Annotated in this window: 22 protein-coding genes; 9 read left to right on the forward strand and 13 right to left on the reverse strand. The window is 70.8% G+C overall.

Annotated features, from left to right (window positions below; genetic code table 11):
- Entirely contained in the window at positions 1–1119 is a 1119-nt protein-coding gene (locus A3CQ_RS56970) for a sensor histidine kinase (RefSeq protein WP_020509315.1), read from the reverse strand.
- A 59-nt stretch (positions 1120–1178) separates the two neighbouring features.
- On the opposite strand from A3CQ_RS56970, the gene A3CQ_RS0102415 reads away from it, so the two are divergent.
- A complete protein-coding gene (locus A3CQ_RS0102415; RefSeq protein ID WP_169516245.1) occupies positions 1179–1931 on the forward strand; it encodes a hypothetical protein in 753 nt (250 codons plus the stop codon).
- 114 nt (positions 1932–2045) lie between these two features.
- Here the strand turns inward: A3CQ_RS0102415 and A3CQ_RS0102420 are convergent, their stop codons facing one another.
- Complete coding sequence (locus A3CQ_RS0102420) at positions 2046–2663, reverse strand: DUF4389 domain-containing protein (protein WP_020509317.1); 618 nt, start codon at positions 2661–2663, stop codon at positions 2046–2048.
- A 472-nt stretch (positions 2664–3135) separates the two neighbouring features.
- Between A3CQ_RS0102420 and A3CQ_RS51145 the strand changes: the two genes are divergently transcribed.
- On the forward strand, positions 3136–3342 hold the full coding sequence (locus A3CQ_RS51145; protein ID WP_020509318.1) for a hypothetical protein: 207 nt from the start codon (positions 3136–3138) through the stop codon (positions 3340–3342).
- Positions 3343–3365: 23 nt separating this feature from the next.
- Complete coding sequence (locus A3CQ_RS51150) at positions 3366–5045, forward strand: SulP family inorganic anion transporter (protein WP_020509319.1); 1680 nt, start codon at positions 3366–3368, stop codon at positions 5043–5045.
- A 74-nt stretch (positions 5046–5119) separates the two neighbouring features.
- Here the strand turns inward: A3CQ_RS51150 and A3CQ_RS58635 are convergent, their stop codons facing one another.
- The gene (locus tag A3CQ_RS58635) at positions 5120–8179 is read right to left on the reverse strand and encodes a hybrid sensor histidine kinase/response regulator (protein WP_084698949.1); all 3060 of its coding nucleotides are present in this window, start codon (positions 8177–8179) and stop codon (positions 5120–5122) included.
- A gap of 467 nt (positions 8180–8646) precedes the next feature.
- Here A3CQ_RS58635 and A3CQ_RS0102440 point away from each other — a divergent pair, with 467 nt between their 5' ends.
- Both A3CQ_RS0102440 and A3CQ_RS0102445 read left to right on the forward strand, forming a co-directional pair.
- Complete coding sequence (locus A3CQ_RS0102440; protein ID WP_157295199.1) at positions 8647–8949, forward strand: hypothetical protein; 303 nt, start codon at positions 8647–8649, stop codon at positions 8947–8949.
- A gap of 334 nt (positions 8950–9283) precedes the next feature.
- The gene (locus tag A3CQ_RS0102445; RefSeq protein WP_026205211.1) at positions 9284–10330 is read left to right on the forward strand and encodes an alcohol dehydrogenase catalytic domain-containing protein; all 1047 of its coding nucleotides are present in this window, start codon (positions 9284–9286) and stop codon (positions 10328–10330) included.
- Positions 10331–10548: 218 nt separating this feature from the next.
- Here A3CQ_RS0102445 and A3CQ_RS0102450 read toward each other — a convergent pair whose 3' ends face one another.
- Complete coding sequence (locus A3CQ_RS0102450) at positions 10549–12438, reverse strand: Xaa-Pro dipeptidyl-peptidase (protein WP_020509323.1); 1890 nt, start codon at positions 12436–12438, stop codon at positions 10549–10551.
- 62 nt (positions 12439–12500) lie between these two features.
- Between A3CQ_RS0102450 and A3CQ_RS0102455 the strand changes: the two genes are divergently transcribed.
- Complete coding sequence (locus A3CQ_RS0102455; RefSeq protein ID WP_026205212.1) at positions 12501–13241, forward strand: crotonase/enoyl-CoA hydratase family protein; 741 nt, start codon at positions 12501–12503, stop codon at positions 13239–13241.
- A 21-nt stretch (positions 13242–13262) separates the two neighbouring features.
- Here A3CQ_RS0102455 and A3CQ_RS0102460 read toward each other — a convergent pair whose 3' ends face one another.
- The 4 genes from A3CQ_RS0102460 to A3CQ_RS0102480 all read right to left on the reverse strand — a co-directional run bounded on the left by A3CQ_RS0102460 (position 13263) and on the right by A3CQ_RS0102480 (position 17776).
- Entirely contained in the window at positions 13263–14975 is a 1713-nt protein-coding gene (locus A3CQ_RS0102460; protein ID WP_020509325.1) for a hypothetical protein, read from the reverse strand.
- Positions 14972–15712 carry a cupin domain-containing protein gene (locus tag A3CQ_RS61970; protein WP_211216438.1) on the reverse strand — a complete coding sequence of 247 codons (741 nt, stop codon included), beginning with the start codon at positions 15710–15712 and terminating at the stop codon, positions 14972–14974. Before A3CQ_RS61970 ends, A3CQ_RS0102460 begins: the two co-directional genes overlap by 4 nt.
- 75 nt (positions 15713–15787) lie before the next feature.
- On the reverse strand, positions 15788–16618 hold the full coding sequence (locus A3CQ_RS0102475) for a GNAT family N-acetyltransferase (RefSeq protein WP_020509327.1): 831 nt from the start codon (positions 16616–16618) through the stop codon (positions 15788–15790).
- The gene (locus A3CQ_RS0102480; RefSeq protein WP_157295201.1) at positions 16619–17776 is read right to left on the reverse strand and encodes an LCP family protein; all 1158 of its coding nucleotides are present in this window, start codon (positions 17774–17776) and stop codon (positions 16619–16621) included.
- 133 nt (positions 17777–17909) lie between these two features.
- Between A3CQ_RS0102480 and A3CQ_RS60415 the strand changes: the two genes are divergently transcribed.
- Together A3CQ_RS60415 and A3CQ_RS0102490 are read left to right on the forward strand one after the other, a co-directional pair.
- On the forward strand, positions 17910–18338 hold the full coding sequence (locus A3CQ_RS60415) for an ester cyclase (protein ID WP_020509329.1): 429 nt from the start codon (positions 17910–17912) through the stop codon (positions 18336–18338).
- Positions 18339–18347: 9 nt separating this feature from the next.
- Positions 18348–19478 carry a DUF6042 family protein gene (locus A3CQ_RS0102490; protein ID WP_026205215.1) on the forward strand — a complete coding sequence of 377 codons (1131 nt, stop codon included), beginning with the start codon at positions 18348–18350 and terminating at the stop codon, positions 19476–19478.
- A 7-nt stretch (positions 19479–19485) separates the two neighbouring features.
- On the opposite strand, the gene A3CQ_RS0102495 is transcribed toward A3CQ_RS0102490, so the two are convergent.
- The 5 genes from A3CQ_RS0102495 to A3CQ_RS0102515 all read right to left on the reverse strand — a co-directional run bounded on the left by A3CQ_RS0102495 (position 19486) and on the right by A3CQ_RS0102515 (position 23361).
- A complete protein-coding gene (locus A3CQ_RS0102495) occupies positions 19486–19764 on the reverse strand; it encodes a hypothetical protein (RefSeq protein ID WP_020509331.1) in 279 nt (92 codons plus the stop codon).
- Positions 19765–19856: 92 nt separating this feature from the next.
- Complete coding sequence (locus tag A3CQ_RS0102500; protein WP_020509332.1) at positions 19857–20456, reverse strand: GNAT family N-acetyltransferase; 600 nt, start codon at positions 20454–20456, stop codon at positions 19857–19859.
- A gap of 88 nt (positions 20457–20544) precedes the next feature.
- Positions 20545–21621 carry a WD40 repeat domain-containing protein gene (locus tag A3CQ_RS0102505; protein WP_157295203.1) on the reverse strand — a complete coding sequence of 359 codons (1077 nt, stop codon included), beginning with the start codon at positions 21619–21621 and terminating at the stop codon, positions 20545–20547.
- 68 nt (positions 21622–21689) lie between these two features.
- Entirely contained in the window at positions 21690–22775 is a 1086-nt protein-coding gene (locus A3CQ_RS0102510) for a glycoside hydrolase family 19 protein (protein WP_040431252.1), read from the reverse strand.
- A 205-nt stretch (positions 22776–22980) separates the two neighbouring features.
- Positions 22981–23361 (reverse strand): AfsR/SARP family transcriptional regulator, encoded by a 381-nt coding sequence (locus A3CQ_RS0102515; RefSeq protein WP_281171437.1) that lies wholly within the window; start codon positions 23359–23361, stop codon positions 22981–22983.
- A gap of 511 nt (positions 23362–23872) precedes the next feature.
- Here A3CQ_RS0102515 and A3CQ_RS0102520 point away from each other — a divergent pair.
- Positions 23873–25480, forward strand: coding sequence for a RecQ family ATP-dependent DNA helicase (locus A3CQ_RS0102520; RefSeq protein WP_020509336.1), 1608 nt, complete (start codon positions 23873–23875; stop codon positions 25478–25480).
- The last annotated feature ends 8 nt before the right edge of the window (positions 25481–25488 follow it).

Below are 25488 nucleotides of genomic sequence, written 5' to 3' on the forward strand. Positions count from 1 at the left end.
TCATACGGTCTGTCCCATCGGGAAGCTGGCCCGCACGGCGAAGCCGCCGTCCGGTTGCGGGCCGGCGCTGATCGTGCCGCGGAAGAGCGACACCCGCTCCCGCATGCCGACCAGGCCGTGGCCGCCGGTCTTTCCCGGCTCGGCGGTGCCCTTCTCGTTTACCACCTCGACGGTCACCCGCTCGGGCGCATAGCCGATCGTCACGCGGGTCGGGACCAGGCCGGAGTGGCGCAGCACGTTGGTAAGGGCCTCCTGCAACACGCGGTAGGCCGACGCGTCGAGCAGGCGCGGGATCTCGGCCCGTTCGCCGTCCACCACCAGGTCGACCGGCAGCCCGGCCGCGGCCACGTCGGCGACGAGCTCCGTGGCCCGGGCCAGCGACGGCTCCGGCACCGGCAGCCCGGCCGTGCCGCTGTCGCGCAGGATGCCGACCAGGCCGCGCATCTCCTCCACCGACTGGCGGCCCAGGCGTTCCAGGCTTCCCGCTATCTCGCGGTGGACCGGATCGTCGAGCTGACGACGCAGGCCGCCCAGCTGGAGCGTCATCACGCTGACCGAGTGGGCGACGGCGTCGTGCACCTCGCGGGCTATCCGGGTGCGCTCGTCGATGATCGCCGCATGCTCGCTACGCTCCCGCTCGGCGTCCAGGGCGGCGGCCAGGCGGGTGAGCTCGGCGGCGCGCTCACCGTTGATCCGGCTCAGGCGGCCCAGCAGCCACCCCGGCAGCAGGATCGCCGGCTGGAAGATCGCCTCCCACACCGTCTGCCCGGCGAGCAGGGAGGTCACCACACCGGCCGCCATGGCCGTGACCAGCGCCAGCAGCGCCCGGCGGGGAGGGAGCCGCCAGGCCGACCAAGCGACCACGCCGATCAGCCCGATCAGGCCCGCGCCGCCGATGTCCGGGGCGCCGAGCAGCAGGCCGAGCGGAAAACAGGCGGCCGCGGCCAGAGTGCCGGCCAGGGGGAACCAGGTGGCGAGCGTGACGCCGGCGCCGAGCAGGAGGCCCGGGCCGTAGATGGCGGCCGCGCGCTGGGCGAACTCGGCGTCCAGGTTCGCCTCGGCCACGGCGAGCAGGCCCACCAGGGGGCCCAGGACCAGGGGAATCGCGCGCGCTTTCACACCCGGATCGTACGGTCGAGATCACCGCCCCCGAGTCCATCGTTTGACGGACCCGCTCGATGCGTCCCGGCGGACTCGGCACGGCGGGATGCGACGGCATTGTTCTCGCCATGGACATCATGACCAGCCCAAACGCGGCCGACAGCGCCACTTCGCCGAAGACCGGCACCAGCAAGATCCTCTACCGCATCGGCGGCGGCCTCCTGATCGCCGGCCCGATCCTCACCTTCGCCGGCATGCTGACCGCGCCCTCCCAGGCCGCCGACACCACCGCGGCGTACGTGGAATCGCTGGCCCGAGACAGCACGCTGACCCAGATTTCGGCCCTGTTCCTGCACTACTCGAACATGACGATGGCCCTGGGCCTGATCGCCGCCCCGCTCCTGATCCGCGGCGTCCGAGGCCGCCTCCTGACCCTGATCGGCATGCTGGCCGCCGTCCTGACCATGCTGAACATCTCCGGCGCGGTCAAGGACGACTGGTGGCGCATGGTGATCGGCCAGACGGTGCCCCTGGACGTGGCCGTACGCATCTCGGACACCGTCGATGCTCAGGCCTGGCTCTCTCCCTGGCGCGACACCGCGATGATCGGCTTCCTGGGCCTGCTCCTGGTGTACATCGGCCTGGCCCGGGCGGGCGTCCTGGGCTGGTGGGCCCCGGCGGTCTACGTGGTCGCCCTGGTCGGCATGTTCACGGTCCCGGTCAGCCTGACCTTCGTGTACGGCCTGACGTTCACCGCGCTCTTCGCCCCGCTGGCGGTGCTCGGCTTCCTCACCATCCGCCGCACCCGCCTGCCACGGCCGACCGTCTGATCCTGGTAGGTGCCCCTGCCGCACGCCTCGTAGATGAGGGTGCGGCGGGGGCACCTCTTTGCTCGGTGACCTAGTTGCGGCGCATCGGGCGTCAAGCGCCGGCTCTGTCTCGGATCACCTGAGGCTGAATGGCGGGTACCGGTCGGTGACCAGCAAGAACGCGTAGGCCTGCACGCGAAGCGCCCACCGGCCGACACCCACCATGTAGTCGAACAGCGGCCGCGGATAGCGCCCGGTGAAGAGGATGGCGAACCACGCGATGACCCAGACCACGATCGCGCCGATCCCGAGAAAGAAGAGCACGATGTAGTGAGGGATTGCCAGCAGCCATTTGACCAATGGGAGCCAGCGGTTGAGATCCTGCTCGACGTCCGGGTAGTCGATTTCCAGATGCACCGACTGCTCCTCGACCGTCGAGGGATACCGATCGGTCAAAAGAAACAGATAGGCGCCGACTCGGGCGCTGAAGCGCGTGAACTCCCGGGCGAAATCGAACCACCAGCGTGGGTAGCGCTTTCGGAACAAGATCATCAGCAATGTCGCGCCGACGAGGGCGGCTGCGATTCCCCCGCCACTCGTCGTGGTGGTCGTGACCGCGTTGTCGGTGACCGTCCTCACCGTCTGGCTGGTGTAGGCCGAGAGCACGTTGAGAACAATGGCAATCGGAAGGATCCAGATCAGCCGGAAGAACGACGTCAAGCGGTCGAGTCTTTCGGGGTAGTCGATGTCCAAGCGGGCAGCGTAGGAATCCGACGCTACGACCACGACAATGCCTCCTCAAGCCGGCTCATGCCGGCGGACAGCCTTGCGGCGCTTCGGCGGTTCTGTCAGCGCGGAATACGTACAGCCTTCTCGCCCCTGTGACCGGCGTCAATGAGTCAACCGGCTGGGGCTGTGCTGGCCACGGCGGCCACCATGTCCTCACCTTCGCCTCCCGCCACCCCGGCGGGATCGCCGATTCCACCGCGCCCAAATGGGATGCGCGGCCGGCAGTTCGGGTGACGTCACAGGCCGGGTGGCCGGGCCGATCTCCTGCTCCACACGGCTCGGCCCGGGCCGCCCGTCCTGCGCGCGCCCGGCGTGTGATCTCCGTCGCAAGGGCTGCCGTGCATGGGCCCGCTGCCGTCACGTACCTTGTAATTGCAGATTTTTGCAACTTAGAAATTCAAGATACAGTCACATACTGGCGGGATCGGTGAGACGAGTGAAGGTTTCCCAGTCGCAGCAGCCGGCGGTGCTGCGCCGGGCGGGAACGGGGTCCTCCTGGCGGGAGGGCACGCTCGTTGTCTACGCGCTCAGCACGCCCGACATGGCAGATCTGCCGGCGGCCGGGCGGCGGATCCTGTCCACGATCCTGACCGCCCGCGACGGCCTGCGCGAACGACTGCGCGTCGAAGGCGTCGCCCGGTGAGTGCCACGCCGATCCGTCGCCGCATGGCCGGGTGGCTGATCGACCTGCTGCCGCAGCGCTCGGATTGGGACGCGTTGCGGCGCGCTCCGGGCCGGGACCTCGTGGCCGGGATCACGGTCGCGGTCGTGGCGCTGCCTCTGGCACTGGCGTTCGGGGTCGCCTCCGGCATGGGCGCTCAGGCCGGGTTGATCACGGCGGTGGTGGCCGGTGCTCTGGCGGCGGTATTCGGCGGCTCGAACCTACAGGTTTCGGGGCCGACAGGGGCTATGACGGTCGTGCTCCTCCCCGTCGTGCACCAGTTCGGGCGCACCGGTGTGCTGATGGTGGGGCTGCTGGCCGGTTTGCTGCTGATCGGGATGGCGTTCGCCCGGCTCGGCCGCTACGTCCGTTATCTGCCCGTTCCGGTGGTCGAAGGCTTCACCGCGGGCATCGCGGTGGTGATCGCGCTGCAGCAGGTGCCCGCCGCGCTCGGTATTGCCGATGCGCACGGCGAGAAGGTGTGGTCGGCCGCGGCGGACGCGGTGATCCGGTTCGCCGGGCATCCACACCCGGCACCCGTTGCGGTGGCCGCCGGCGTCGCCGCGTTGATGCTGCTGGGCGCCCGGTGGCGGCCGGTCGTGCCGTTCTCCCTGGTCGGGATTGTCGCGGCGACGCTGCTGGCGGCGACCATGGCGCTGCCACTGGCCCGGATCGGCACGCTTCCCGCCGGCTTCGCGCAGCCGTCGCTGAGCTTCCTCGATTGGCGGGCGCTACCCGGGCTGCTTCCCGCCGCGTGCGCGGTCGCAGCGCTGGCGGCGCTGGAGAGCCTGCTGTCAGCGACGGTCGCCGATGCGATGAGCGTCGACGAACGCCACCAGCCCGACCGGGAACTGTTCGGCCAAGGCATCGCGAACCTGGTCACGCCCGTCCTGGGTGGCGTGCCCGCCACGGCCGCGATCGCCCGCACCGCGGTCAGCGTGCGCGCCGGCGCACGCTCCAAGCTCGCCGCGTTCACCCACGCCGTCGCCCTGGCGGGCGTGGTCCTGCTGGCCGCGCCGCTGGTGTCCCGAATCCCGATGGCCGCGCTGGCCGGAGTCCTGCTTGCCACCGCGGTCCGGATGATCCAGGCCGCATCGCTGCTCGCCCTGGTCCGTGCGACCCGCCGCGATGCGATCGTGCTGGTGCTCACCTTCGCCGTCACCGTCTTCTTCGATCTGGTGACGGCGGTGGCCGCCGGCATCGGCGTCGCGGTCGTGCTGGCTCTGCGCGCGGTTGCCCGCTCGGCCCGTCTCGAACGCGTGCCGATCGACCCCGGCGACCGCCACGCCGAGGAGCAGGCCCTGCTCGACCAGCACATCGTCGCGTACCGCCTGGACGGGCCGCTGTTCTTCGCCGCCGCGCACGACTTCCTGCTGCAACTGAGCGACGTCGCCGACGTACGGGTGGTCATCCTGCGCATGTCACGGGTGTCGACCATCGACGCCACCGGAGCGCACATCCTCGATGACGCCATCAACCGGCTGCGGCGGCGCGGCATCGCGGTCCTGCTGTCCGGCGTCGATCCGGATCATCAGCAGGTGCTCTCCGCCCTCGGTGCCGCGACCCTTCGCGGGGACCATCTTGTCTTCGCCGACACCCCAGCGGCCATCGACCACGCGCGCCACCTGCTGCACATCGACACCACGGACCCCACTCCGCAGCCGGACGCGGCCACCGCTCGCTGACCGGGCGGATCACCGTCGAGAACCTGCCGCAATGTCGTCGAGCTCGCCCGCCGCGAGACGGCCGTCCGGTCAGATCAGGAGGTCTCGGCGGGCGGGGGGCCGTCCAATGCCTCGCGCACGCGTCGCAGCAGAGCGACCTCGGAGAACGGCTTCTCCACGAGGATGACGCCGGGTTCGAGGGTGCCCTGGGAGGCGAGCACGGGCTGGGCGTATCCGGACATGTAGAGCACCCGGATGCCGGGAACGAGGTCGCCGATCGCGGCGGCCAGCTCCTTGCCGAGCATGCGCGGCATGATCACGTCGGTGAGCAGGACGTCGATGGAGTGCTCGGCGTGCTCGGCGATTTTCAGTGCTTCGGGGCCGCTGTCGGCGGTCAGGACGTGGTAGCCGTTGCGGGCCAGGATGCGGCGGGTGACTTCGCGGAGCGCGTCTTCGTCCTCGACGACCAGGACGGTTTCACCGCCGTGCCTGAGCTGGCCGGCGGCCGCGGGGCAGGCGGCCGTTGCCGGGGCGGGGATGTGGTCGGTGACCGGCAGTTGCAGGGTGAAGGTGGTGCCTGCTCCCTGGGCCGAGTGGATGTCGACGTGGCCGCCGGCTTGGGTGACGATGCCGTAGACGGTGGCGAGGCCCAGCCCCGATCCTTCGCCCTTGGGCTTGGTGGTGAAGAACGGTTCGAAGACCCGTTCGGCGATCTCCGGCGGAATACCGGTTCCGGTGTCGGCGACCAGCACCTCCACGTGCCGGCCCGGACGCATCGAGTCATTGGTCAGGACACGATTGGTGGTCGCGATGCTCAAGGTACCGCCGTCGGGCATGGCGTCCCGGGCGTTGACGGCGAGGTTGACCAGGACCTGCTCGATCTGGCCGGGGTCGGCGAGCACCGGCCACAGGTCCCAGGCCAGGCTGGTGTGCAGGGTGATGTGCTCGCCCAGGGTACGGCGTAGTAGTTGTTCGACCTCGGTGACGACGGTGTTGAGGTTGAGGACCTGGGGGCGCACGACTTCGCGGCGGCCGAACGCGAGTAGTTGGTGGGTGAGGTCGGTGGCGCGCTGGCCGGCGCGGAGTACCTGGTTGAGGTCGTTGGTGGCGGCCTGCCAGTCCGGGTCGCCGTCGGCGGCGGCCCGGGCGGCCTGTTCGGCCACGAAGGTGGTGTAGTTGAGCATCACGGCCAGCAGGTTGTTGAAGTCGTGTGCCACGCCACCGGCGAGCTGACCGAGGCTTTCCAGCCGCTGGGACTGGTGGAGTTGGGCTTCCAGCCGCTCGCGTTCGGCGGTGGCCTTCAGCCGTTCGCGCTCGGCCTGGGCTTCGATGCGGTCGGTCACGTCGCGGATGGCCGCGGACACGACGGTGCCGTCCTCGGTGTCCAGGGCGGACAGGCTGATCTCGGCCGGGAACTCCGTGCCGTCCTTGCGCCGGGCGGCCAGTTGTGTGCCGGCGCCCATGGGCCGGGGTTGAGGGTGGTGGAAGTAATGGGTACGTCGCTGCGGATGTGCGGCGCGGGCACGCTCGGGCACCAGGATCTCGATCGGTTGTCCGAGCAACTCGGTGCGGGTGTAGCCGAACAGCCGTTCGGCCTGGGCGTTGACCAGGGTGATCTTGCCATCCGGGGTGACGCCGACGATGGCGTCCGGGGCGGCCTCCAGCAGACCACGGAACTTGGCCTCGGCCCGGGCGCGGTCAGTGACATCACGGATCGCGGCGGACACCAGTACACCGTCCTCGGTGTTGATCGAGGACAGGGAAATTTCCGCGGGGAACCGCGTGCCGTCCTTGCGCCGGCCGGCCAGTTGCATACCGGCGCCCATCGGACGCGGCGCGGGATCGGCCAGGTAACGGAAGCGGTGCCCGGGGTGCACGTCGCGGGCGTACTCGGGGACCAGGATTTCCACCGGCTGGCCGAGCAGTTCCTGCCGTGGATAACCGAACAGGCGTTCGGCCTGGGCGTTGACCAGCGCGATCCGTCCGTCCGGGGTGGCACCGACGATGGCGTCCGGGGCGGCCTCCAGCAGGCCGCGGAACTTGACCTCGGCCTGCTGCCGTTCGGTGACGTCCCGGGACACCGAGGCCACGCCGACGATGGCCCCGGCCGCGTCGACGATCGGCGACATCGTCAGCGACACCGTCACCGCGCTGCTGTCCTTACGCAGCCGTTCGGTCTGGTACTGCTGCACCCGTTCACCCCGGCCGATCCGGGCCAGCAACTCCGTCTCCGATGCCCGCTGGTCCGGGGGGAACAGCACCTCAGCGTGACGGCCCACGATCTCGGCGGCCGAGTACCCGTACAACCGCTCCGCGCCCGGGTTCCAGCTGGTGATCACCCCGGCGAGAGTCTTACCCATGATCGCGTCGTGCGACGACTGCACGATCGAGGCCAACTGGTTGCGGGCCTCGGCGGCCCGGCGCTGCTCGGTGACGTCCCGGATTGCCGCCGACACCAGCACGCCGTCCTCCGTGTCGATCGCGGACAGGGAGATCTCGGCGGGGAATTCGCTGCCGTTCTTGCGACGAGCCACCAGGGCCATCCCGGCGCCCATCGGCCGCGGTTCCGGATTGGCCAGGTATCGGAGACGATGCGCGGGATGCCCCAATCGCTTGGCCTGCGGGACCAGGATCTCCACCGGCTCGCCGACCAGCTCGTCACGCCGGTAGCCGAACAACCGCTCCGCCTGCGCGTTGAGCAACGCGATCAGGCCGTCGGCGTCCACCCCCACGATGGCGTCGGGAGCCGCTTCCAGCAGGCCACGGAACTTCGCCTCAGCCCGTACGCGGTCTGTTACGTCCCGCACCGCGGCGGCAACCAACACCCCGCGATCGGTGGCGATCGCGGACAGCGAGATCTCCGCCGGGAACTCGGTGCCGTCCTGGCGGCGTGCCGCCAGCCTCATCCCGGCACCCATCGGCCGCGGCTGCGGATCTCGCAGGTACCGCTTTCGATGCCCCGGGTGCACGGTCCGCACGTCGTCGGGCACCAACAGCTCTATCGGCTGGCCGAGCAGCGCGCTGCGGCGGTAGCCGAACAGGCGCTCCGCCTGCGCATTGACCAACACGATCCGGCCAGCCGTGTCTACGGCAAGAATGGCGTCCGGCGCCGCCTCCAACAGCAGACCTGAGACATCCTCTGACCCTGTCGACATGCCGACTCCCCCGGCCGACCGCGCCACCCGAGATCCCTGCACCTCACGGTAGACCGTGCTGGTTCGCCGCATCCGGAAACCGTCGTTCCCGCCATGGCCCGCCCCAGCGGCGCCCGCGCTGGACTGACTGTGCGCGCGAGGAAAGAGCGCGCCGGCGGGCGTGGGTCGTCGACGCCGGCGGCGCGCACGGCGGCGTCCGCTCCCGATCTCGAGCAGGTCACCGGCCACTGCTTCGCCAGCAGCGCACCGAAGCGATCCGCCAAACTCGCGCGCTCAGAACCGCCACGCCCGATCGTCCAGCTTCGCGCTTCGCCGCTTCACCGCGCGGACCGGTCGGGTGCATCACGGGCCCGGATGGGCGCCCGGAGCAGATCCGGGGCAGCACAGGCCGGACTCGCCACATGAACTGTTCGGACCGGCGGGGTGTATTTCCCGGTGACACTGCCCAACCCGAGAGGAGTGCATCGATGAATCCACGTTGGAGCTGGCGCACCGGAACGGGACTCGCTGCGTCGGCCGGCGCTACGGCGCTGGTCATGCTGGTCGCCTCACCGGCGACGGCCAGCCCATTGTTCTGCGGCGCGGGCCGCGGTCTGACTGCGCAAGTCGCCGTACAGGGCGCGCTCGACGACGCGCAGAATTCGGCACAGTCCGAAGGGTTCTACGGACCGTGCACCTTGTCCGGGGAACCTCAGATCTTCGAAGTGTTCGACGATCCCTATTTCGGGCACATCTTCCGCGCCCAGGTCACCGTCACCTGCCAGGCGTAGGCAGTGCCTCATCGCGGAAATACCAGCGAGGTCACCGGTCCGTCCCGGTGACCTCGCGGCGCCGAATGCCGGAAGGACCCCTGTAGTGCTTTGTCATGGTCGTCTTCGCGCCGTCCCAGGCCGCGGACACCACCGCGGCGTGCCGCCGATGAAAGCGCACCCTTGCCGACGCCGCCGAGCGCGGCGGCAACCCCGCCGATCGCGACCGTAGCCAGCAGATCACCTCCCCGACCGGCCGGGTGGACGCGCGCGTCCCATATTGCGACGGTCGGTGACGGCCTCCGCCGATAGCGTCGGTCGAGCCGATCAGTATGCGTAATTTGCGGAGGTCCTGATGAAGGCACTTGTCTATCACGGCCCTGGTCAGAAGGCCTGGGAGGACGTTCCCGATGCGACGGTCGTGGAGCCGACCGACGTTGTCGTCCGGGTGGACACCACGACGATCTGCGGTACCGACCTGCACATCCTGCACGGCGACGTGGCCGCCGTTACCGATGGGCGGATCCTCGGCCACGAAGCCGTCGGCACCGTCACGGCGGTCGGCGACGCGGTCAAGGGGTTCGGCGTCGGGGACCGGGTGCTGGTGCCGGCGATCACCAAATGCGGGCGGTGCGAGTACTGCCAACGGGGCATGCCGTCGCATTGTCAGACCGTTGGTGGGATCGGATGGATTTTTGGTCATCTCATTGACGGGACTCAGGCCGAGCTCGTAAGGGTGCCGTATGCGGACACGTCGCTCTACGCCGTGCCCGAGAACGTGACCAATGAGCAGGCCATTTTCCTGGCTGACTCGCTGCCCACCGGGTACGAGGTCGGGGTCCTGGCCGGTGCGGTGCGGCCGGGCGACACTGTCGCCGTGGTCGGTGCGGGTGCGGTCGGGCTGGCCGCCATCCTCACCACGGGGCTGTGGGGCGCCGCCCGGGTCATCGCCATCGACTCGAACAAGTTCCGGTTGGAGAAGGCGCTCGAGTTCGGCGCTACCGACGTGTTCGAAGCCGGCCAGAGCGCAGCCAGCGACGTCCGAGCGCTCACCGATGGGCTCGGCGTCGACGTCGCCATCGAGGCGGTCGGCTACCCCGAGACTCTGCTGACGGCGGCCTCGCTGGTACGGCCCGGCGGCACGATCGCCAACATCGGGGTGCACGGCGTGCCGGTCGAACTGCCGATGCAGGACATGTGGATCCAGAACGTGAAACTCACCATGGGCCTGGTCGACACGGTCTCGATTCCGACGCTGCTCAAGATGGTGGCGAGCGGGCGGATCCCGGCGGAGAAGATGGGCACGCACTCGTTCACGTTCGACCAGATGGACGAGGCATATGGCGTCTTCGGCAACGCCGCCGCCAACGCCGCCCTGAAAGTCATCATCACGCCCGCCTGATCCAGGCCGCCTCGCCCCCGCCGATGGGCCCGTTCGACGCGGCCGCGCCCCCGGGCCGGTGGGCCCGCCGGCTGGGGCCTCGCCCCGCGAGTGGGCCCGCCGGAGGCGGGGGCGCCCCCGGGCCGGTGAGCCCGCCGGCTGGGGCCTCGCCCCGCGAGCGGGCCCGCCCGACGCGGATGCGCCTCGCCCCGGCCGGTGGGCCGGGGCGGGGCCATCAACTAGGACGGAAGCTCGGGCTGAACCCGCATCGGAGCGAACGTGCTCGGCGCGGGCGCCGTCGACACGATCGGAGCTGTCGCGCCCGAGGCCGGCAGCCGGCCCACCAGCGGCAGCGAGAGCGAACTGCCCCGCAGGTCGAGGCGGATCGTCGCGCCCACGGACTGCGGTGATGAGTACTCGTTGTCGCTGGCCTGCAGGATCAGGCCGAGCACGTGCCCGCGGGCGATCCGCTGGTCGGTGGCCTGCATCGGCACGGTCACCGAGTACCACTTGCCGGGCTGCAACGGCGTGACGAAGCGCAACGAAACGTGGTGGGCCGCGTCCTGCCAGCCGCGAGTGAGAATCGCGTGGTCGCTGGTCACGACGTCCTCGGCGGTGTCGAGGTAGCACGCGTCGTCGGCCGTGGTCGAGGCACCCCAGCACGACGACGTGTCCAAGGTCGTGATGCCCTCGCCGTTGCCCAGGTAGTCCACGCGGGACGCGGTGCCGTAGTCGACCAGGCGCGCGGTCAGCTCAGTCGTGGGCTTGTCGACCTGCACCCGCAAACTCACGGCGGGGGTTCCGGAGACGCGTACGCCCGAGGAGAGTGGCGCCGAGAGGAAGGCGACCCGGCCGGGAACCGCGGTGTTCGGCGAGGCGACGGCCGCCGCCTCACTGAGGTCGGGCGCGTCTGTCCACGTACGGAAGCCGCCGGAGGACCCACCACCCAGCGTGCCCGTAAGACCATCGCCGTTGCCGAGCGTCACCTTGGTCTGATGCGCGCCGGAGGCGGGCCAGCTCCGCTCGTTCACCCACGTGCCCGGCGCGGTCTCGATCCTCGCCTGCGGTTCGCGGTCGATACCGTTCGGCAAACCGAAGAGCCAACGGTCAAACCATCGGTGCAGGACGTCGACCCACGCGGCCCGATCGATGTCGAAGGGATCGACGTGGCTCATCTGGGACAGCCAGATCTTCTTCGGCACGTCGAGCCGGCTCCACCACTGAGCGAATTGGGTGGTCGTCACGTTGGTGTCGTTGATGCCGTGCACGATGAACACGCTGGCGTGCACCTTCCGCGCGTCCGGCCGGAAGTCCCGCGACGCCCAGAACGCGTTGTAGTTGCCGGTCGCGTCGTCGCTGCCCTGGTCGAGGCCGGCGACCGTGGCGGCACAGACCGAAGCGGGCCGCCCGCTGACGACCGACGCCAGATACTCCGGGTAGTCCGGCGCCCGCAACACGCCGTTGAAGCGCTGATAGTCATACCAACTGGAAATCGCCGAGATAGGAACAATTGTCTCGAGGCCCTCGACGCCGGTCGCGGCCACACCGTTGGCCACCGACCCGTCCCAGGACTTGCCGATCATTCCGGTCTTACCGTTGGTCCAAGCCGTCGCGACCGCCGGCGTCCCATCGGCGTACGTGGCCCGGGCGCGCCCGTTCAGCCAGTCGATCACGGCCTTGGCCCCGAGCACCTCCTCCCGCCCGCCGACGTCCATGCAACCGGTGGACCGGTTCGTCCCGGCCAGGTCGGCGGAGACGAACGCGTACCCGCGCGGCACGAAGTAGTTGTCGTAGAAGAGCGGCTGCTTGGCGATGGTGCCGCTCGCGTCGTACTCCTTGAGCTCGCTCTCGTTGCCGCGCCCGCAGCAGGCGTAGTACGGCGAGCCCTCGAGGATGACCGGCACCTTCAGGTGCCGCGCGGCCGCCTCGCGCGGCCGGACGATGTCGACGGCGACGCGGTCGGGAACGCCGTCGCCGTCGTTGTCGAGCGAGGTCTGCACCCAGACGCTCTCCCGGACGGCATTCTGGTAGGAGTAGACCGGCATGGTCTCGGTGCCCGAAACAGCCGGCGTGGCGAAGGCTGCGGCCGGAGCGACGAAGATGGTCAGCACCCCCGCGACGACAGCCATGGCAAGCGTTCGTGGCCTTGACATCGACGCATCTTAATACGGGAGCGGACGTGCACGGATCGATAAACGTCGAAACACAGGCCCGCGTCACCACGGTAATCATGAATCGGCCCGAACGCCGCAACGCCGTCGACGCCGCGATGGCAAACGAGCTGGCGGCCGCGTTCCGGCAGTTCGACGCCGACCCCGACGCCGATGTCGCCGTGCTGTGGGGCGCCGGCGGAACGTTCTGCGCCGGCGCGGACCTCAAGGCCGTCGGCACCGACCGCCAGAACACGGTCGAACCCGACGGCGACGGCCCGATGGGACCGACCCGGATGCGACTGAGCAAGCCGGTGATCGCCGCCGTCGAGGGCTACGCCGTCGCCGGTGGCCTGGAGCTGGCCGCCTGGTGCGACCTGCGGATCGCCGCGACCGATGCGACCTTCGGCGTGTTCTGCCGCCGCTGGGGCGTACCGCTGATCGACGGCGGCACGGTGCGACTCCCCCGGCTGATCGGGATGAGCCGGGCGCTCGACATGATCCTCACCGGGCGCGCGGTGCCGGCCGCGGAGGCCTTCACCTTCGGCCTGGTGAATCGCCTGGTCGACCCCGGCACCGCGCGCATGAGAGCCGAGGAACTGGCCCGCGAGCTCACCCAACTCCCCCAGACCTGCCTGCGCAACGACCGCCGATCCACCTACGAGCAGGCCGGCAAGGGCGAGGAAGAAGCGATGCGGTTCGAGCTGGAGGTCGGCCTGGAATCGCTACGGCGGGACGGGGTCGCGGGAGCGGCACGGTTCGCGGCGCCCGGCTCCAAATGATCGACGATCATGCACCGGTCCTCACAGGAGCCAGGTGATGGGCGCCGCCGGATCGGGGTCGTACCGGCAGGCCGCGCCCGTGCTGACCTGGGTGTAGAGGTGCCGGCCGGCCTCCGGCTCGCATTCGGCGATCTTCGCGAGTGCGGCGACGATCGCCTTGCGCACGGCGACCCGGGCCCGCTCGGCGTTCGACCCGTTCTCCCGCGCCCGGCCGCCGAGGCCCGTCACCGAGCGGAGATGGGCCTCGATCGCCGCCCTCTCGTCGGGCGCCGCCGTCGCGAGTCGCCGGCGGTAGGCCGCGAGGGCTTTCGCGTCCGCCGAAGGGCCGGTCCCGGGCTGGTGGACCGTCTGCGGGCCGACCAGGTCGAGCGCGGCGACGTCGACGCCGGGCCGGGCCAGCAGGTGGTGCAGGTATTCGAGGCCGCGCATCGCCGGCAGCGTCACCGGCGTCGCGTCCGGCCCGACGCTCCACAGTCCGCCGTCGGCCGGGCGCAGCCGCATCCGGGTCGCCCCGCCTTGTGCCTCCAGGCGCTCGCGCCACCAGACCGCGCCGATCCGGCGGTACGTCGCCAGCGCCCGGGCCCGCTGCCGCGCCGCCGCCGTCTCGTTGCCGAGCAGCGCGTTTCCCCGCGAGAGCGGGTCGTCGGTGACGCCATGGAACATCACCGCGCCGGCATTGACAACAGACCGATTCTCGTACGGGGTGAGCAGCGCGACGGCCGACTCGACCACCTCGCGCACGCCGCCCGCGAGCGCCGCGTCCAGCACGCACTGAAGGATCAGCAGCCAGTCCATGTCGGCCGGAAGCCCGGCCAGGGTGTCGCCGCCGAACTGCCCGGCGACCGCGGCGGCCCGGTCGGCCCGGCCGGCCGCCGCCCAGAGCAGCCCCGCCTCGGCGAGCACGGTCGGGGCGCCCTCGGCCCGCGCGAACTCCTCGAACTCGTCCGCCTCGGCGGCGCAGGTCTCGCGGTCGCCGAGCAGCATCGCCGGGTACGCGGTCATCGCGTGCCGGACCCCGTCCCCGTCGGCGATGAACGCCTGCCGGGCCGCGTCCTCGGCGAGCTCGCGCAGGTAGGCGGCGGTGTCGAGGCGGCCGAGCATCAGGTCGGCGGCCAGGCGGCGGGACGCGGCGAAGAACCGGGCCTCGGCGTTGCCGGCGCCCAGATCCTCGAGGGCGCGCAGGTTGCGATGGATGCGGGGCAGGTCGAGCAGCTCGAAGGCGACGGTCAGGCCCCACAGATGGGCCTGGAGGCGGGCCTTCGGATCGCGCAGGTGGGCCACGACGTCGTCGAGCTCCTGCGCCCAGCCGCGGCGGCGGTCCAGGTCGTCCGGGCCCCAGTGCGCGGTGAGGGTGGCGTCGAGGCAGTCGGCGAGCAGCACCGGGTCGCCGGCCTCGCGAGCGATCTCCAGCGCCACGGCGGCGAACGGCACGGCCCGGTGCGGGCGGCTCGCGTAGACCCAGACCCGGGCGAGGGCGGCGGCGAGCGCGGCCCGGGCGGTGGGCTCCTCGACGCGTACGTAGACGTCGTGCAACCGGGCCGGGATGAGCCCGGGCGTCGCGTCGAAGCGCTGGCCCTGGGCCAGGGCGAGCGCCCCCCGGGTCGCCGCCGGCAGGTCGTCCGCGGCGAGCGCCCGGTCGGTGGCCTCCGCGTAGAGCGGGACGGCGTCGGCTCCCCGGCCGGCCGCGGCATGCCCGTCGGCCAGGTCGAGGAGCCGCCGCACGTCGTCGTTCATGGGCGGGACAGCTCGACTTCCACGGCGTGCCGGCGCACCGTGTCCTCGTCCCAGTCGCCGGTGCAGTAGATGGCGATGTCGGTGATCGAGCCGTTCTCGACGTCGGCGCGGAACATCTCCCGGCAGTACCACGCGGCGCCCTCGTCGTCGGTCCACCGCTCGGCCATCTGCATCACCCAGCCGCCGGCGGTGATGTCGAGGCGCTCGACGGTCACCTTGCCGGGCCACGGGTGGCCCTGCGTGCGCAGTGCCATCAGGTCTTTGTCGTTACCTGCCTGCAGCCGCCACTGCGGCAGCGACAGGTCGCCGAACGCGTCCGGGGCGAACAGGTCGCCCGGGTCCTCGCCGGTCTCCAGCCAGTGCACGAACCGGTCCGCGGTCATGTGGGCCCCGATCACGTGCTGGACCTTGGCGAGCTCGCCGGCCGGGCTGAACTCCACGATGCCGGTGCCGGCGGCGATCAGCGGGAGGTGGCCGGGCGGGGCGTAGTAGGCGTCGCCCTCGCCGTACGTCTCCTCGTGGCCGGCCCACCGGAAGGTGATCTGACCGCTGGTCACCACACCCCAGTGCGGGCAGGTGCACCGATCACCGGGCAGGCCGGCGAAGTAGGGCGCCGGGTCGACGTCCTGCGGGAACCGCTCGAACGCGACGGTGTACCCGCCGAGGTCGGCGTACCGTCCCTCGATCAGCTCGTGGTCGATGGCGACGGGAGTGGTCATCTGGCGTGCGCTGGGCATCGCTTCCTCCTCTGAGAAGATGCTGACACCCCTACGGCGTGACGCGCGTCGTCACATCTCGTAACCACTCGGGTTTCATTTTTCGAGGATCAGCACGGCCCGGGTGTAGAGCAGCTCGAAGCCGGCCCGCTGGACGTTGCGCTGGGACGGGGAGCCGGGCCGGGTGGTGACCACGGCGAGGTCGCAGCCGGCCGCGTGGGCGTCGGCGAGCCGGGCCGCCAGCAGCGCGGTCTGCACGCCGCGGCGCCGGTGCTCGGGCAGGGTGGCCGCGCCGGCGAACTGGGCGATGCCGTCGCCGGTGGCATGGTAGAGGGCGCCGCCGGCCGGCACCCCGTCGCGCCGGGCCAGGTAGCGGGTCGCGCCGGCCGAGGTGGCCTGGTCGCGCTCGGCCGCCTCGAGGATCGCCCGCGGGAACTCCTCGAACGACGCGATGCCCTCGACGTCCTCGTGCAGAAAGGCCTCGACCACCACGTCCAGCCAGGTCTGCAGCTCACCCTCCGGGCTTCGCGAGACATTCGGCGGGTACGACGGAATGTCGGTCAGCGGCCGGCCGAGCACATTCTCGAACGAGGCGAGGCGGTAACCGCGGCCGGTGAGGCGTTCCGGGAGCGCCGCGTCGCCGAGGATGGAGAGCTCCACCTGCACGGGGCAGCCGACGGCCGCGTAGGCCCGCTCCACCGCGTCCAGCCCGGCGTCGGGCGTCGGGCCGTCGAACCCCAGGCCCGCCACCTTGTTGAACGGCGAGCCCGGTTCGACGTACGTCGCCACTCCCCCACCCACCCGGATGGTGAACCCGTGCGGGTCGGCGCCGCGACCCCGGCCCGCCGCGGCGCACGCGGCCATGAACTCGGCCTCCGCGCGCTCGATGCGCGCGGCCAGCGCGGTGTCGCAGAACAGGGCGGCCACTTAACTGGAGGCGACCCAGGTGGGGTTGGCGATGACGAAGGCGGCCATCGTGTCGGTCCTGGCGGCCTTGAGCATCTCCAGGCTCGTGGGGTCGAGGATCTCGACGTCGCCGATGCCGGCCACGGTGCGCGGGTTGAACTTGCCGTCGTTGGTCTTGAGGGTGACCAGGGCGTTGGGGTTGATGCCCTTCATCGCGAACGCCCAGTCCTCCAGCGAGATGCCGCCGCCGTCGACGGTCATCGTCTTGCCGATCGCCGAGAGCAGGCCGGGCAGCTTGGTCGGCGAGTTCAGCCCCTGGTGCACGGCCGTGGTCAGGATCGCCTTGAGCAGTTGCTGCTGGTGGCGCTGGCGGCCGTAGTCGGAGTCGTGCAGGGAGAGCAGGTCACGCTGGCGGGCGTAGTCGAGCGCCTCGACCGGGGTGAAGCAGTGGTTGCCCTTGGCGTAGAAGTTCGCGGTGACGCCGGGCACCTTCCTCGGGTGCAGGCCGGCCGCGTCGGTCTTGTACGGCACCGCCTGCTTGCCGTCGGCGGTGTGGCCCACGTGGATCGAGGTGACGTCCTCGTCGACGTACATGCAGACCTTGCCGAGCACCTGCAGGACCTTGGTGAAACCGGAGAAGTCGATGATCGCCCCCGCGTCCGGGGTGATGCCGGTCAGTTGCTTGACCGTGAGCGCGAGCAGCTCGAAGCCGTGCGACTCCGCCGCTGCGCCGGTCAGCCCCCGACTCCCGTACGCGAAAGCGGAGTTGATCTTGTTTTTCCCGCCCGGATATTTCTGGGCGCCGTTGTCGTAGGCCGGGATCGACACGTAGCTGTCGCGGGGAAGGGAGATGAGGTACGCCCCGGAGCGGTCGGCCGGGATGTGCATCAGGATGATCGAGTCGGACCGGCTCAGCTCGCCCGTGTTTGCCCAGCTCGGCCGCGTGTCCAGCCCGACCAGCAGGATGTTCTTCGCGCCGGTGATCTCGGCGTGCTTCGTGGTGTCGCGCGCGCCGCCGAGCAGGCTCTGCTGCTGGATCGCGCCGGTCGCCGATTTCAGCACCACGTCGGCCGTGACGAGGGTCCCGCCGCTGACGGTGAGCAGCAGCGAGCCGATGCCGATCAGCCAGCGCGCCCAGACCGGGCTGCGCCGCCGAGTGGCGGACAAGACTTTCGACAAAGGGTTCCCCTCGGGTGCGGTCGCCTCGAATGCTAGAAGCGCCCCGCCACCGCGGCCAGTCGAGAGCCCGAGGTCACAGCGCTCTTTCAGGTTGGCCGGGTGGCTTGATCGCCCGTTCGGAGAGGAGCCGGCCGTGTCACCGGAGCAGAACAAGAGGGTCGTCGCCGGCTTCGTCGAGGAATGCCAGAACAAGCACAACCTTGCGTACGCCGACGAGATCTTCCACCCCGATTTCGTCAACCACTACCGGCCCGGCGGCCGGGAGATCGTCGAGACGCCCGGTCGTCCGGCCGCCGGTTTCCAGGGCTTCTACGGCATGCTGCTGCGCGGCTTCCCCGACGCGACCATGCAGGTGGACGAGCAACTGGCCGAGCGCGACCTGGTGGCGACCCGCAAGACCTTCCGCGGCACGCACACCGGCGAACTGTGGGACCTGCCGCCCTCGGGCAACCGGGTCGAGTGGGAGTTCATCGACATCATGCGCATCCGAGACGGCAAAATAGTCGAACACTGGACAAGCATGGACCTGGACGCCCTGCGCGCCCAGATGCGCCTCGGTTAGCTTGATGTCGTGGGGGTCGTGGCCGCGGTCGAGGATGACGGGTATGTCCCCGAGTATGGGCTTCTTGTTCTGGGTGACACGTCCCTCGATTGGGGGCCTGAGGAACCGGACGTCCCGCGATACCGCGATCGGGGTGACTCGCCGGCCGGGACGTTCGCCGGTACCGGAGGGGGCTGGGTCACCGCCCAGGCCGACAGCCTGATCGACCACACGATCCGCCTCGAGACGCACGACGAGGCGCCGGCGCCGGACCAGGGTGAGTTCGACGACGTGCTGGAGGCGCCGTACCGGTCAAGCTCGGGCGCGGTGATGCTGAGCCACGTCACCGGCGGTATCTACGATCCGACCACCCTCGAGCTGGGCGACGCCGAGTGGTATCGGGTGCGGGTCGCGCGGCGGCACGGTCGCGCCGGCGACACGCCGCGGGACAGTTGGCTGCTGCGGTTCTGGCCGGATCCCGGGCTCGAACCACCCGTGTGGCAGGCACGAAGCCGGCCCGCCGTCGGCGCCGGGGACAACGGGTGGCATTCCGCGCTGCCGCAGGAAGTCACCCAGGTCGGGTACATCGCCATGAACGCGGCCCGCGCGCTCGGCGGGCCGGTGACCGCCGCGCAGGTCGACGCCTGGCATCGGCACCCCTCCTTCCCGGCGGGCTGGATCGACGAGCCGCTGTGGCCGGCCGGGGCCACAGGTCCGGCCGCACAGTACTTCGACCGGCGGCAGCGTCGATGCGATGAGATCGCCGCGGAGCTCGGCGTGCCGGCGGCGCGCCGCAAACGCGACGTGCTCCCACTGCTGGCCGCCGCCGGCCTGCTGGTACGCGAGGGGGACGCCTACCGCCCGGGCCGGCCGGCGCGGATCGACACGGTCCTGTCGCTGCCGCCCGAGCAGGTCGAGGCGGTGCGCCGCCAGGACGCCAAGAGCCGGTACGGCGGCCTAGCCCAGGATCTCGAACTCATACTCAGGTGGATCCGCCGGCCGCCGTTCCGGACGACGGCCGCCGAACTGACGGGACGGCTGCTGGTCACCGAGGCGGAGCTGGCCGCCGCCCTCGCCCACGCGGAGCAGTCGGCCGGACTGCTGCATTTCGACGAGGAACCGGCGCTGCGTCTATGGCTCGGTCATCGCCCCCACGGGTGACCGCCGATCAGAACGGTGCCGGACCGCTGCCGGCCAGCGACACCAGGATCTGCGTGGCGAGCAGCTTCCGGACGCCGGTGACGGCCACCGACCCGATCTGGTCGTAGGGCAACTCCAGGGACAACCCGTCACTCGGGTTACGGATGTCGGCGCTGGTCTGGTCCGGGCGGAACGTGCCGCCCCAGCCCTCGACACCGCCGCGCTGGTTGGTGCTGAGGGAAGCCATGCCGGACACGCGCGTGCCGTCGACGAGGGTCAGCCTTGCCGGACCGGAATAGGTCGTCATGGTAGTTACCGTAACCGGCCCTCCGGGCATCGCGGACCCACCGCGCTCACCTCGACCGGGTCAGGCTCCGTTCCGGCGGGCCCGCGGCGCGGTCAGGACCGGGGCGGGCGCCACATCGTGGTCATGACGTGGCCGGTCGCGGTGGTGATTTTCCCGTACGGGGTGAAGCCCAGCCGCTCGTACCGGATGTCGTTGACGGGGTTGGATGATTCCAGATACGCCGCGGCGCCGCGCGTGTCGACCGCGGCCAGGTTCTCCGCCAGCAGGCGCATTCCGTGCCCCTGGCCCCGGTGGGCGTCGTGGGTGCCGATCAGGCCCAGGTAGAAGTGGGGCTCGCGGGGCCGGGCGGCGTCGAACTGGGCCATGATCCCGAGGATCCCGTCGGTCGTCTCGCGGCCGGTGGTGGCCAGCAACAGGCGCTCCAGCTCGTGCTCCTCGGCGCCGGTCAGCTCGACCCCACCGGGCGGAATCCACACCGAGGTGGCCTCGCCGCCGGCGGTCAGGAACGTCCACGGATAGCGCTGCACGCACGTGACGTAGAACCGCCACAACCCGGCCGCCTGCTCGGCTCGGCGCTCGGCGTCGGGGAACGCCGGCCCCCACAGCGGGTCGTCGAAGAACGCAACTGTCAGAATTTCGACGATCCGGTCGATATCGGCCGGCCCGGCGGCCCGGGCGGATCCGGTGGTCATCGCGGGCAGCCCTCCGGCAATACGTTATGGCGGTCAGAACATTAGGTCGCGGCGACGGCGCCGTCCATCGCGATACCGGACCGGACGATCAGCGTGAAGCGGCCGGGCCGGCCGACGCGGTCGCGACGTCGAAGAGCCGCACCGTCAAGTACCAGTCCGCGACGGCGACGGTCCGCCCGTCCGGGCTGAAGGCCAGATCCTGGAGCGCGCCCTCGGTCGCGGTCACCCCGGCGGCGTCGAAGTGCCGCTGCCGGCCGGGATCGGTGGCGACGACCCGGCCGGATCGGACGTCGCAGACCCGGACCACGCCGTCCCCGGTCCCGACGGCGAGCATGGTGCCGTCCGGGCTGAACTCCAGGTCGACCAGCGATGCGGCCGGAACGGTGACCCGGGTGCGGCCGGCCAGGTCCCGGATCACCACGCTCCCCTCGGTGCTGAGGGCGACGAGTTTGCCGTCCGGGCTGAATATCGCGTTCGCGCCCGGGAAGCTGTCCGTCACTCGCCGGTCGGTCATCCGGATCAGCTGGACCACATCCGTGCTCACCACGAGCAGCTTTCCGTCGGGGCTGAACGCGACCTTCCCGGCGTACCCGTCGTCGGAGAACGTCGCGGAGGCGCGCCTGGTCGCCACGTCCCAGAGCTTGACCATCCACTTGGGAGCGGTGCCCGGGATGGCTCCTCCGTTGTTGAAGCTGGCGACCGCGAGCGTGGCGCCGTCCGGGCTGAAGACGACGCCGGTGTCGAGGCGATAGTGCCCGGAGAGAGTGGCCAGGCGCTGCCCGGAGGCCATGTCCCAGAGCAGCACGCTCCCGATGCCGTCGTCGCTGACCTTCCCGGCGGTGACGATGAGCCGGCCGTCCGGGCTGAACGCCACGACCTGGTTCCCGAGAACGCCGGTCGACAAGCTGCGTACCGTACGGCCGGCCGCGAGGTCCCACAGGCGGACCGTCTCGTCGTTGCTCGCGGTCGCGAGCAGCCGGCCGTCCGGGCTGAAGGCGAGCGCGGAGACATTGCCCTCGTGACCGAGGTCGACGACCCGGACGTGGGGGTCGTAGTTCGTCGGCTCTGTCGTCCGCTCCGAATCGGAGCAACCCGCGGCGATGGCGACAACGGCTACCGCCATCACCAGGACGGGCCGGCCCATCGACGCGCGGCGAAGGCCCACGACCGGACGCTAGCACCGATCGAAGGGTACGGGCTGATGGTCGTACCCTTCGATCGGATTGGTCGTTGTCAGCAGGTCAGGTTGGACCCGGTCGGGACGCCGAGGATGCCGGCGAAGCGGGTGTAGAGGTTGACCCGGTCCTGCATCTGGGCGGTGTTGCCGCCGTTGCACTCGATGCTGTTGATGGCGCGGATCGTGGTGCCGAAGCCCTGGCCGTTGACCATCGCGTTGTGCGAGGTGGTGCCGGCGTTGCCGGTGCCGGTCATCCAGTACCAGATGCCGGTCTCCCACGAGATGGCGGCGTTGGTGGAGACCAGGTTGGGGTTGTTGAGCAGGTCGACGCCGAGGGCATTGCCGGCCGCGTAGTAGTTGAAGTTCCAGCTCAGCTGGATGGGCCCGCGACCGTGGTACGCGGATTGGCCGGCCGGGCAGCCGTAGGGCTGGGACCAGTCGCAGTAGGTCGGCCAGTTCGCCTGGTTGATCTCGTCGATGTAGACCAGGCCTCCGGTCTCGTGACCGACGTTGGCCAGGAACGCGGCCGCCTCCTGCTTGGCGACGGTGTCACCGCCGGTGGTCGCGAACGACGGGTACTTGGACAGCGCGGTGACCAGACCCTGATACGTGTAGAACCCATTGCGTCCCGGGAACATTGAATTGAACTGACCTTCGCTGACGACGAATCCGCCCGGCGGGGTCGTGGTGCCGCCGCCACCACCGGTGCAGGAGTACGGCGACCAGAACCAGGTCGAGATCGTCGGGTCGTACCCCGGGTTGTCGTGGGTTGCCTGGTAGTAGAGGCCGTTGGTGTACCGCACGATGGCGCCGGTGGTGTAGTTCTGCCCGGCCACCCAGTTGGGGTAGTTGCAGGTGCCGCCGCCTCCGCCACCGCCACCTCCGCCGCCGCAGGTGCCGTTGTCGGCCCAGACGCCGGAGCCGCCGGTGGAGGGCGCCTCGTACTGCGTCCACCATTTGGCGGTCCAGTTGTGGCTGTTGTAGGAGACGACCGCTCCGCCGGTGTAGACGGTGCTGTTGTTGTAGGCCGTCGCGCAGGCCGCGGCGGCCTCGGACGCGGTGATCGGGAACAGGGCGGCGGCCGCTCCAGCGATCGCGACGCCAACGGTGACGACGATCGCCATGAGGCGTTTTCTGGGCATGGGTCACCTTCCGTGCGTGGGGACGACGCACAGCACATGGGGGATTGTGGGCGGTCATGGGAGCAATGCCCCGACCGTCCGATAGACATCGACTGAACCAGATGTCCGGGTAGCCGGTCAATATCTGTTAACAAACTTCAGCATAATCGGGCAACGGGCCGGCCAGCGGATGTGCCGCCGCCGCGGCACACCCGGGCCGATCGGTTCAGTCCTGCAGCCAGGTGAAGGTGACGCGGCGTCCCTGCAGCACGGCCTGGTGCAGGTGGCGCAGGTGGAGGCTGGGTTCGACGCCGAGCTCGCCGGAGAGCAGGCGGCGCAGGCGCTGGTAGGCCCCGAGCGCCGCCGCGGCGTCGCCGGTCTCGTAGAGGGCTCGGATCAGCAGGGCGTGCGCGCTTTCCCGGCGCGGGTGCTCGGCCACGAGCTGGTGCAGGTCGCCGAGCACGGCGCCGGGATCGCCGCCGGCACAGAGGGCGTCGACCAGGCCCGCGTACGCCCGAAGGCGGCACTCCTCGAAGCGGCAGGCGATGCTCTCGGCCGTCACCGACCGCTCCCGCATCCCCGCGGAGATCGGCGACCCATGCCACAGCGACGCCGAGCAGGCGCGCGGCGTCCTGTTCGGCTCCGCCGGTCGCCCGCCCCGAGAGGTCGAGAAAGGAGAGCAGGTCGCACTCCCCCGGGCCCAGCGTCAGGACGTATGCGCCGCCGGTGTGCAGCAGACGCCGCTCACCGCCCCGGGCAAGCCCGGCGAGCGTGGCCCGCACCTGCGACGCGTACGTGTGAATGTTGGCGGTGGCCGACCGCGGCGGCCGGTCGTCCCACAACTCGTCCGCGACGGTGTGCAACGGAACCGGCCGGTTGACCCCGGCGACCACCAGTCGAAGCAGCTCGGCGGCCCGCCCCCGCAGGACATGCCGGCGACCGGAGTCGTCGGTCAGGCGCAGGTCGCCCAGGACATCAATTCGCATGCCCCCAGGCCACCTGTCCGGCGAGGTGTCCAGGCCATTCCCCGGACGCGACCCCCTCGGTCTCGTCCGGGATTCCTGGACGAGACGCGGGACACGGCCGGACGGGCGGCGGCGCGGGTAGCATCCGGCGGGATGGATCAGCTGGATGCGATTGCGGCCGACATTCTCGGCATCACCCTGCGGCCGGCGCAGCGCCGGGCGCTCGCGGCGCTCACCCAGCACGGTGACACGCTCGCCGTGCTGCCCACCGGGAGTGGCAAGACCGCGATCTACCAGGTCGGCGGGCTCGCGCTCGGCGGGCTGACCGTGGTCGTCTCGCCGCTGATCGCATTGCAGCGGGACCAGCTGCGCGCGATGACCTCCAACGGCAAGGTGCGGGCCGTCATGCTCAACTCGGCGCAGCACCACGCCGACCGCGCGTCCGCGCTCGGCGAGCTCGGCGGCGGCCGGGTCGACTTCCTGATGCTCGGGCCGGAGCAACTGGCCAACGCCGAGACGATGGCCGCGATCGCCGGCAGCCCGCGGCCGATCACGCTGGTCGCGGTGGACGAGGCGCACCTGGTCAGCGAGTGGGGGCACGACTTCCGGCCGGAGTACCTGCGTCTGGCCGACGTGGTCGAGTCGGCGGGACGGCCGCCGGTGCTGGCGCTGACCGCGACCGCGGCGCCGCCGGTGCAGGCCGACATCACCCGCCAGCTGCGGATGCGGGACGCGCAGGTCATCGTGGCCGACTTCGACCGGCCCAACATCTCGCTCGCCGTGCGCCGGGCCCGCCACGACCTGCCAGAGGACCAGGCGATCGACGACCGTACGGTGGAGGTGGTGCTCGCGCACGACGGGCCGGCCCTGGTGTACGCGCTGAGCCACGCCCGCTGCGAGAGCCTGGCCAAGCGGCTGCGCCTCGACGCGTACAAGGCCGAGCCGTACCACGCCGGGTTGCCCGCGGCCCGCCGCAGCGAGATCCAGGACGCGTTTTTCTCGGGCGAGCTCGACGTCGTGGTCGCGACCAGCGCCTTCGGCATGGGCATCGACAAGCCGGACGTGCGGACCGTGGTGCATGCCGGCGTGCCGGGCAGCCTCGACGAGTACTACCAGGAGATCGGCCGCGCCGGGCGGGACGGTGGGCCGGCCGCCGCGGTGCTGGTCTACGACCCCCGGACCGTACGCATTCCGCGCCTGCTCGCGGCCCGGTCGAAGATGGGCGACGCGGCGGTGCACTCGGTCGTCGACGCGATCGAGGCGGCGACCGGGCGGATCACCGTGAGGGAGCTGGCCGACGCGAGCGGTGTCGGCCGGGCCGCGGCCGGCCGGGTCGTGGACGAGCTGCTGGAGCTGGGCCTGGTGCGGCCGGACGGCAACGACGCCGTGCTCGCGGCCCCGATGGGCGATGCGTTCCGGCAGGTCACCGCCGCGGGCAACCGGCGGCAGGCCATCCTGCGCTCCCGGATCGAGGCGGCCCGGGGGTACGCCGAGACGACCCACTGCCGCCGGGCCGAGCTGCTCGGCTACTTCGGCGAGCAGTACGACCCGCCCTGCAAGTCCTGCGACAACGACGACCATGCCGCGACACCCGCGCCGGCCGGCAAGCACGGCACGGGCCAGCGTGTCGTCCACCGCCTCTGGGGCCCCGGCACCATCCTCAGCCGGGACGACCATGAGCTGGTGGTCGCCTTCGACTCGGTCGGGTATCGCCATCTCACGGCGGCGTCGCTCACCAATGGACTGCTCATCATTCAATAAGGCAGGCA

This window comes from Paractinoplanes globisporus DSM 43857 (assembly GCF_000379645.1).
Taxonomy (GTDB): Bacteria; Actinomycetota; Actinomycetes; order Mycobacteriales; family Micromonosporaceae; genus Actinoplanes; species Actinoplanes globisporus.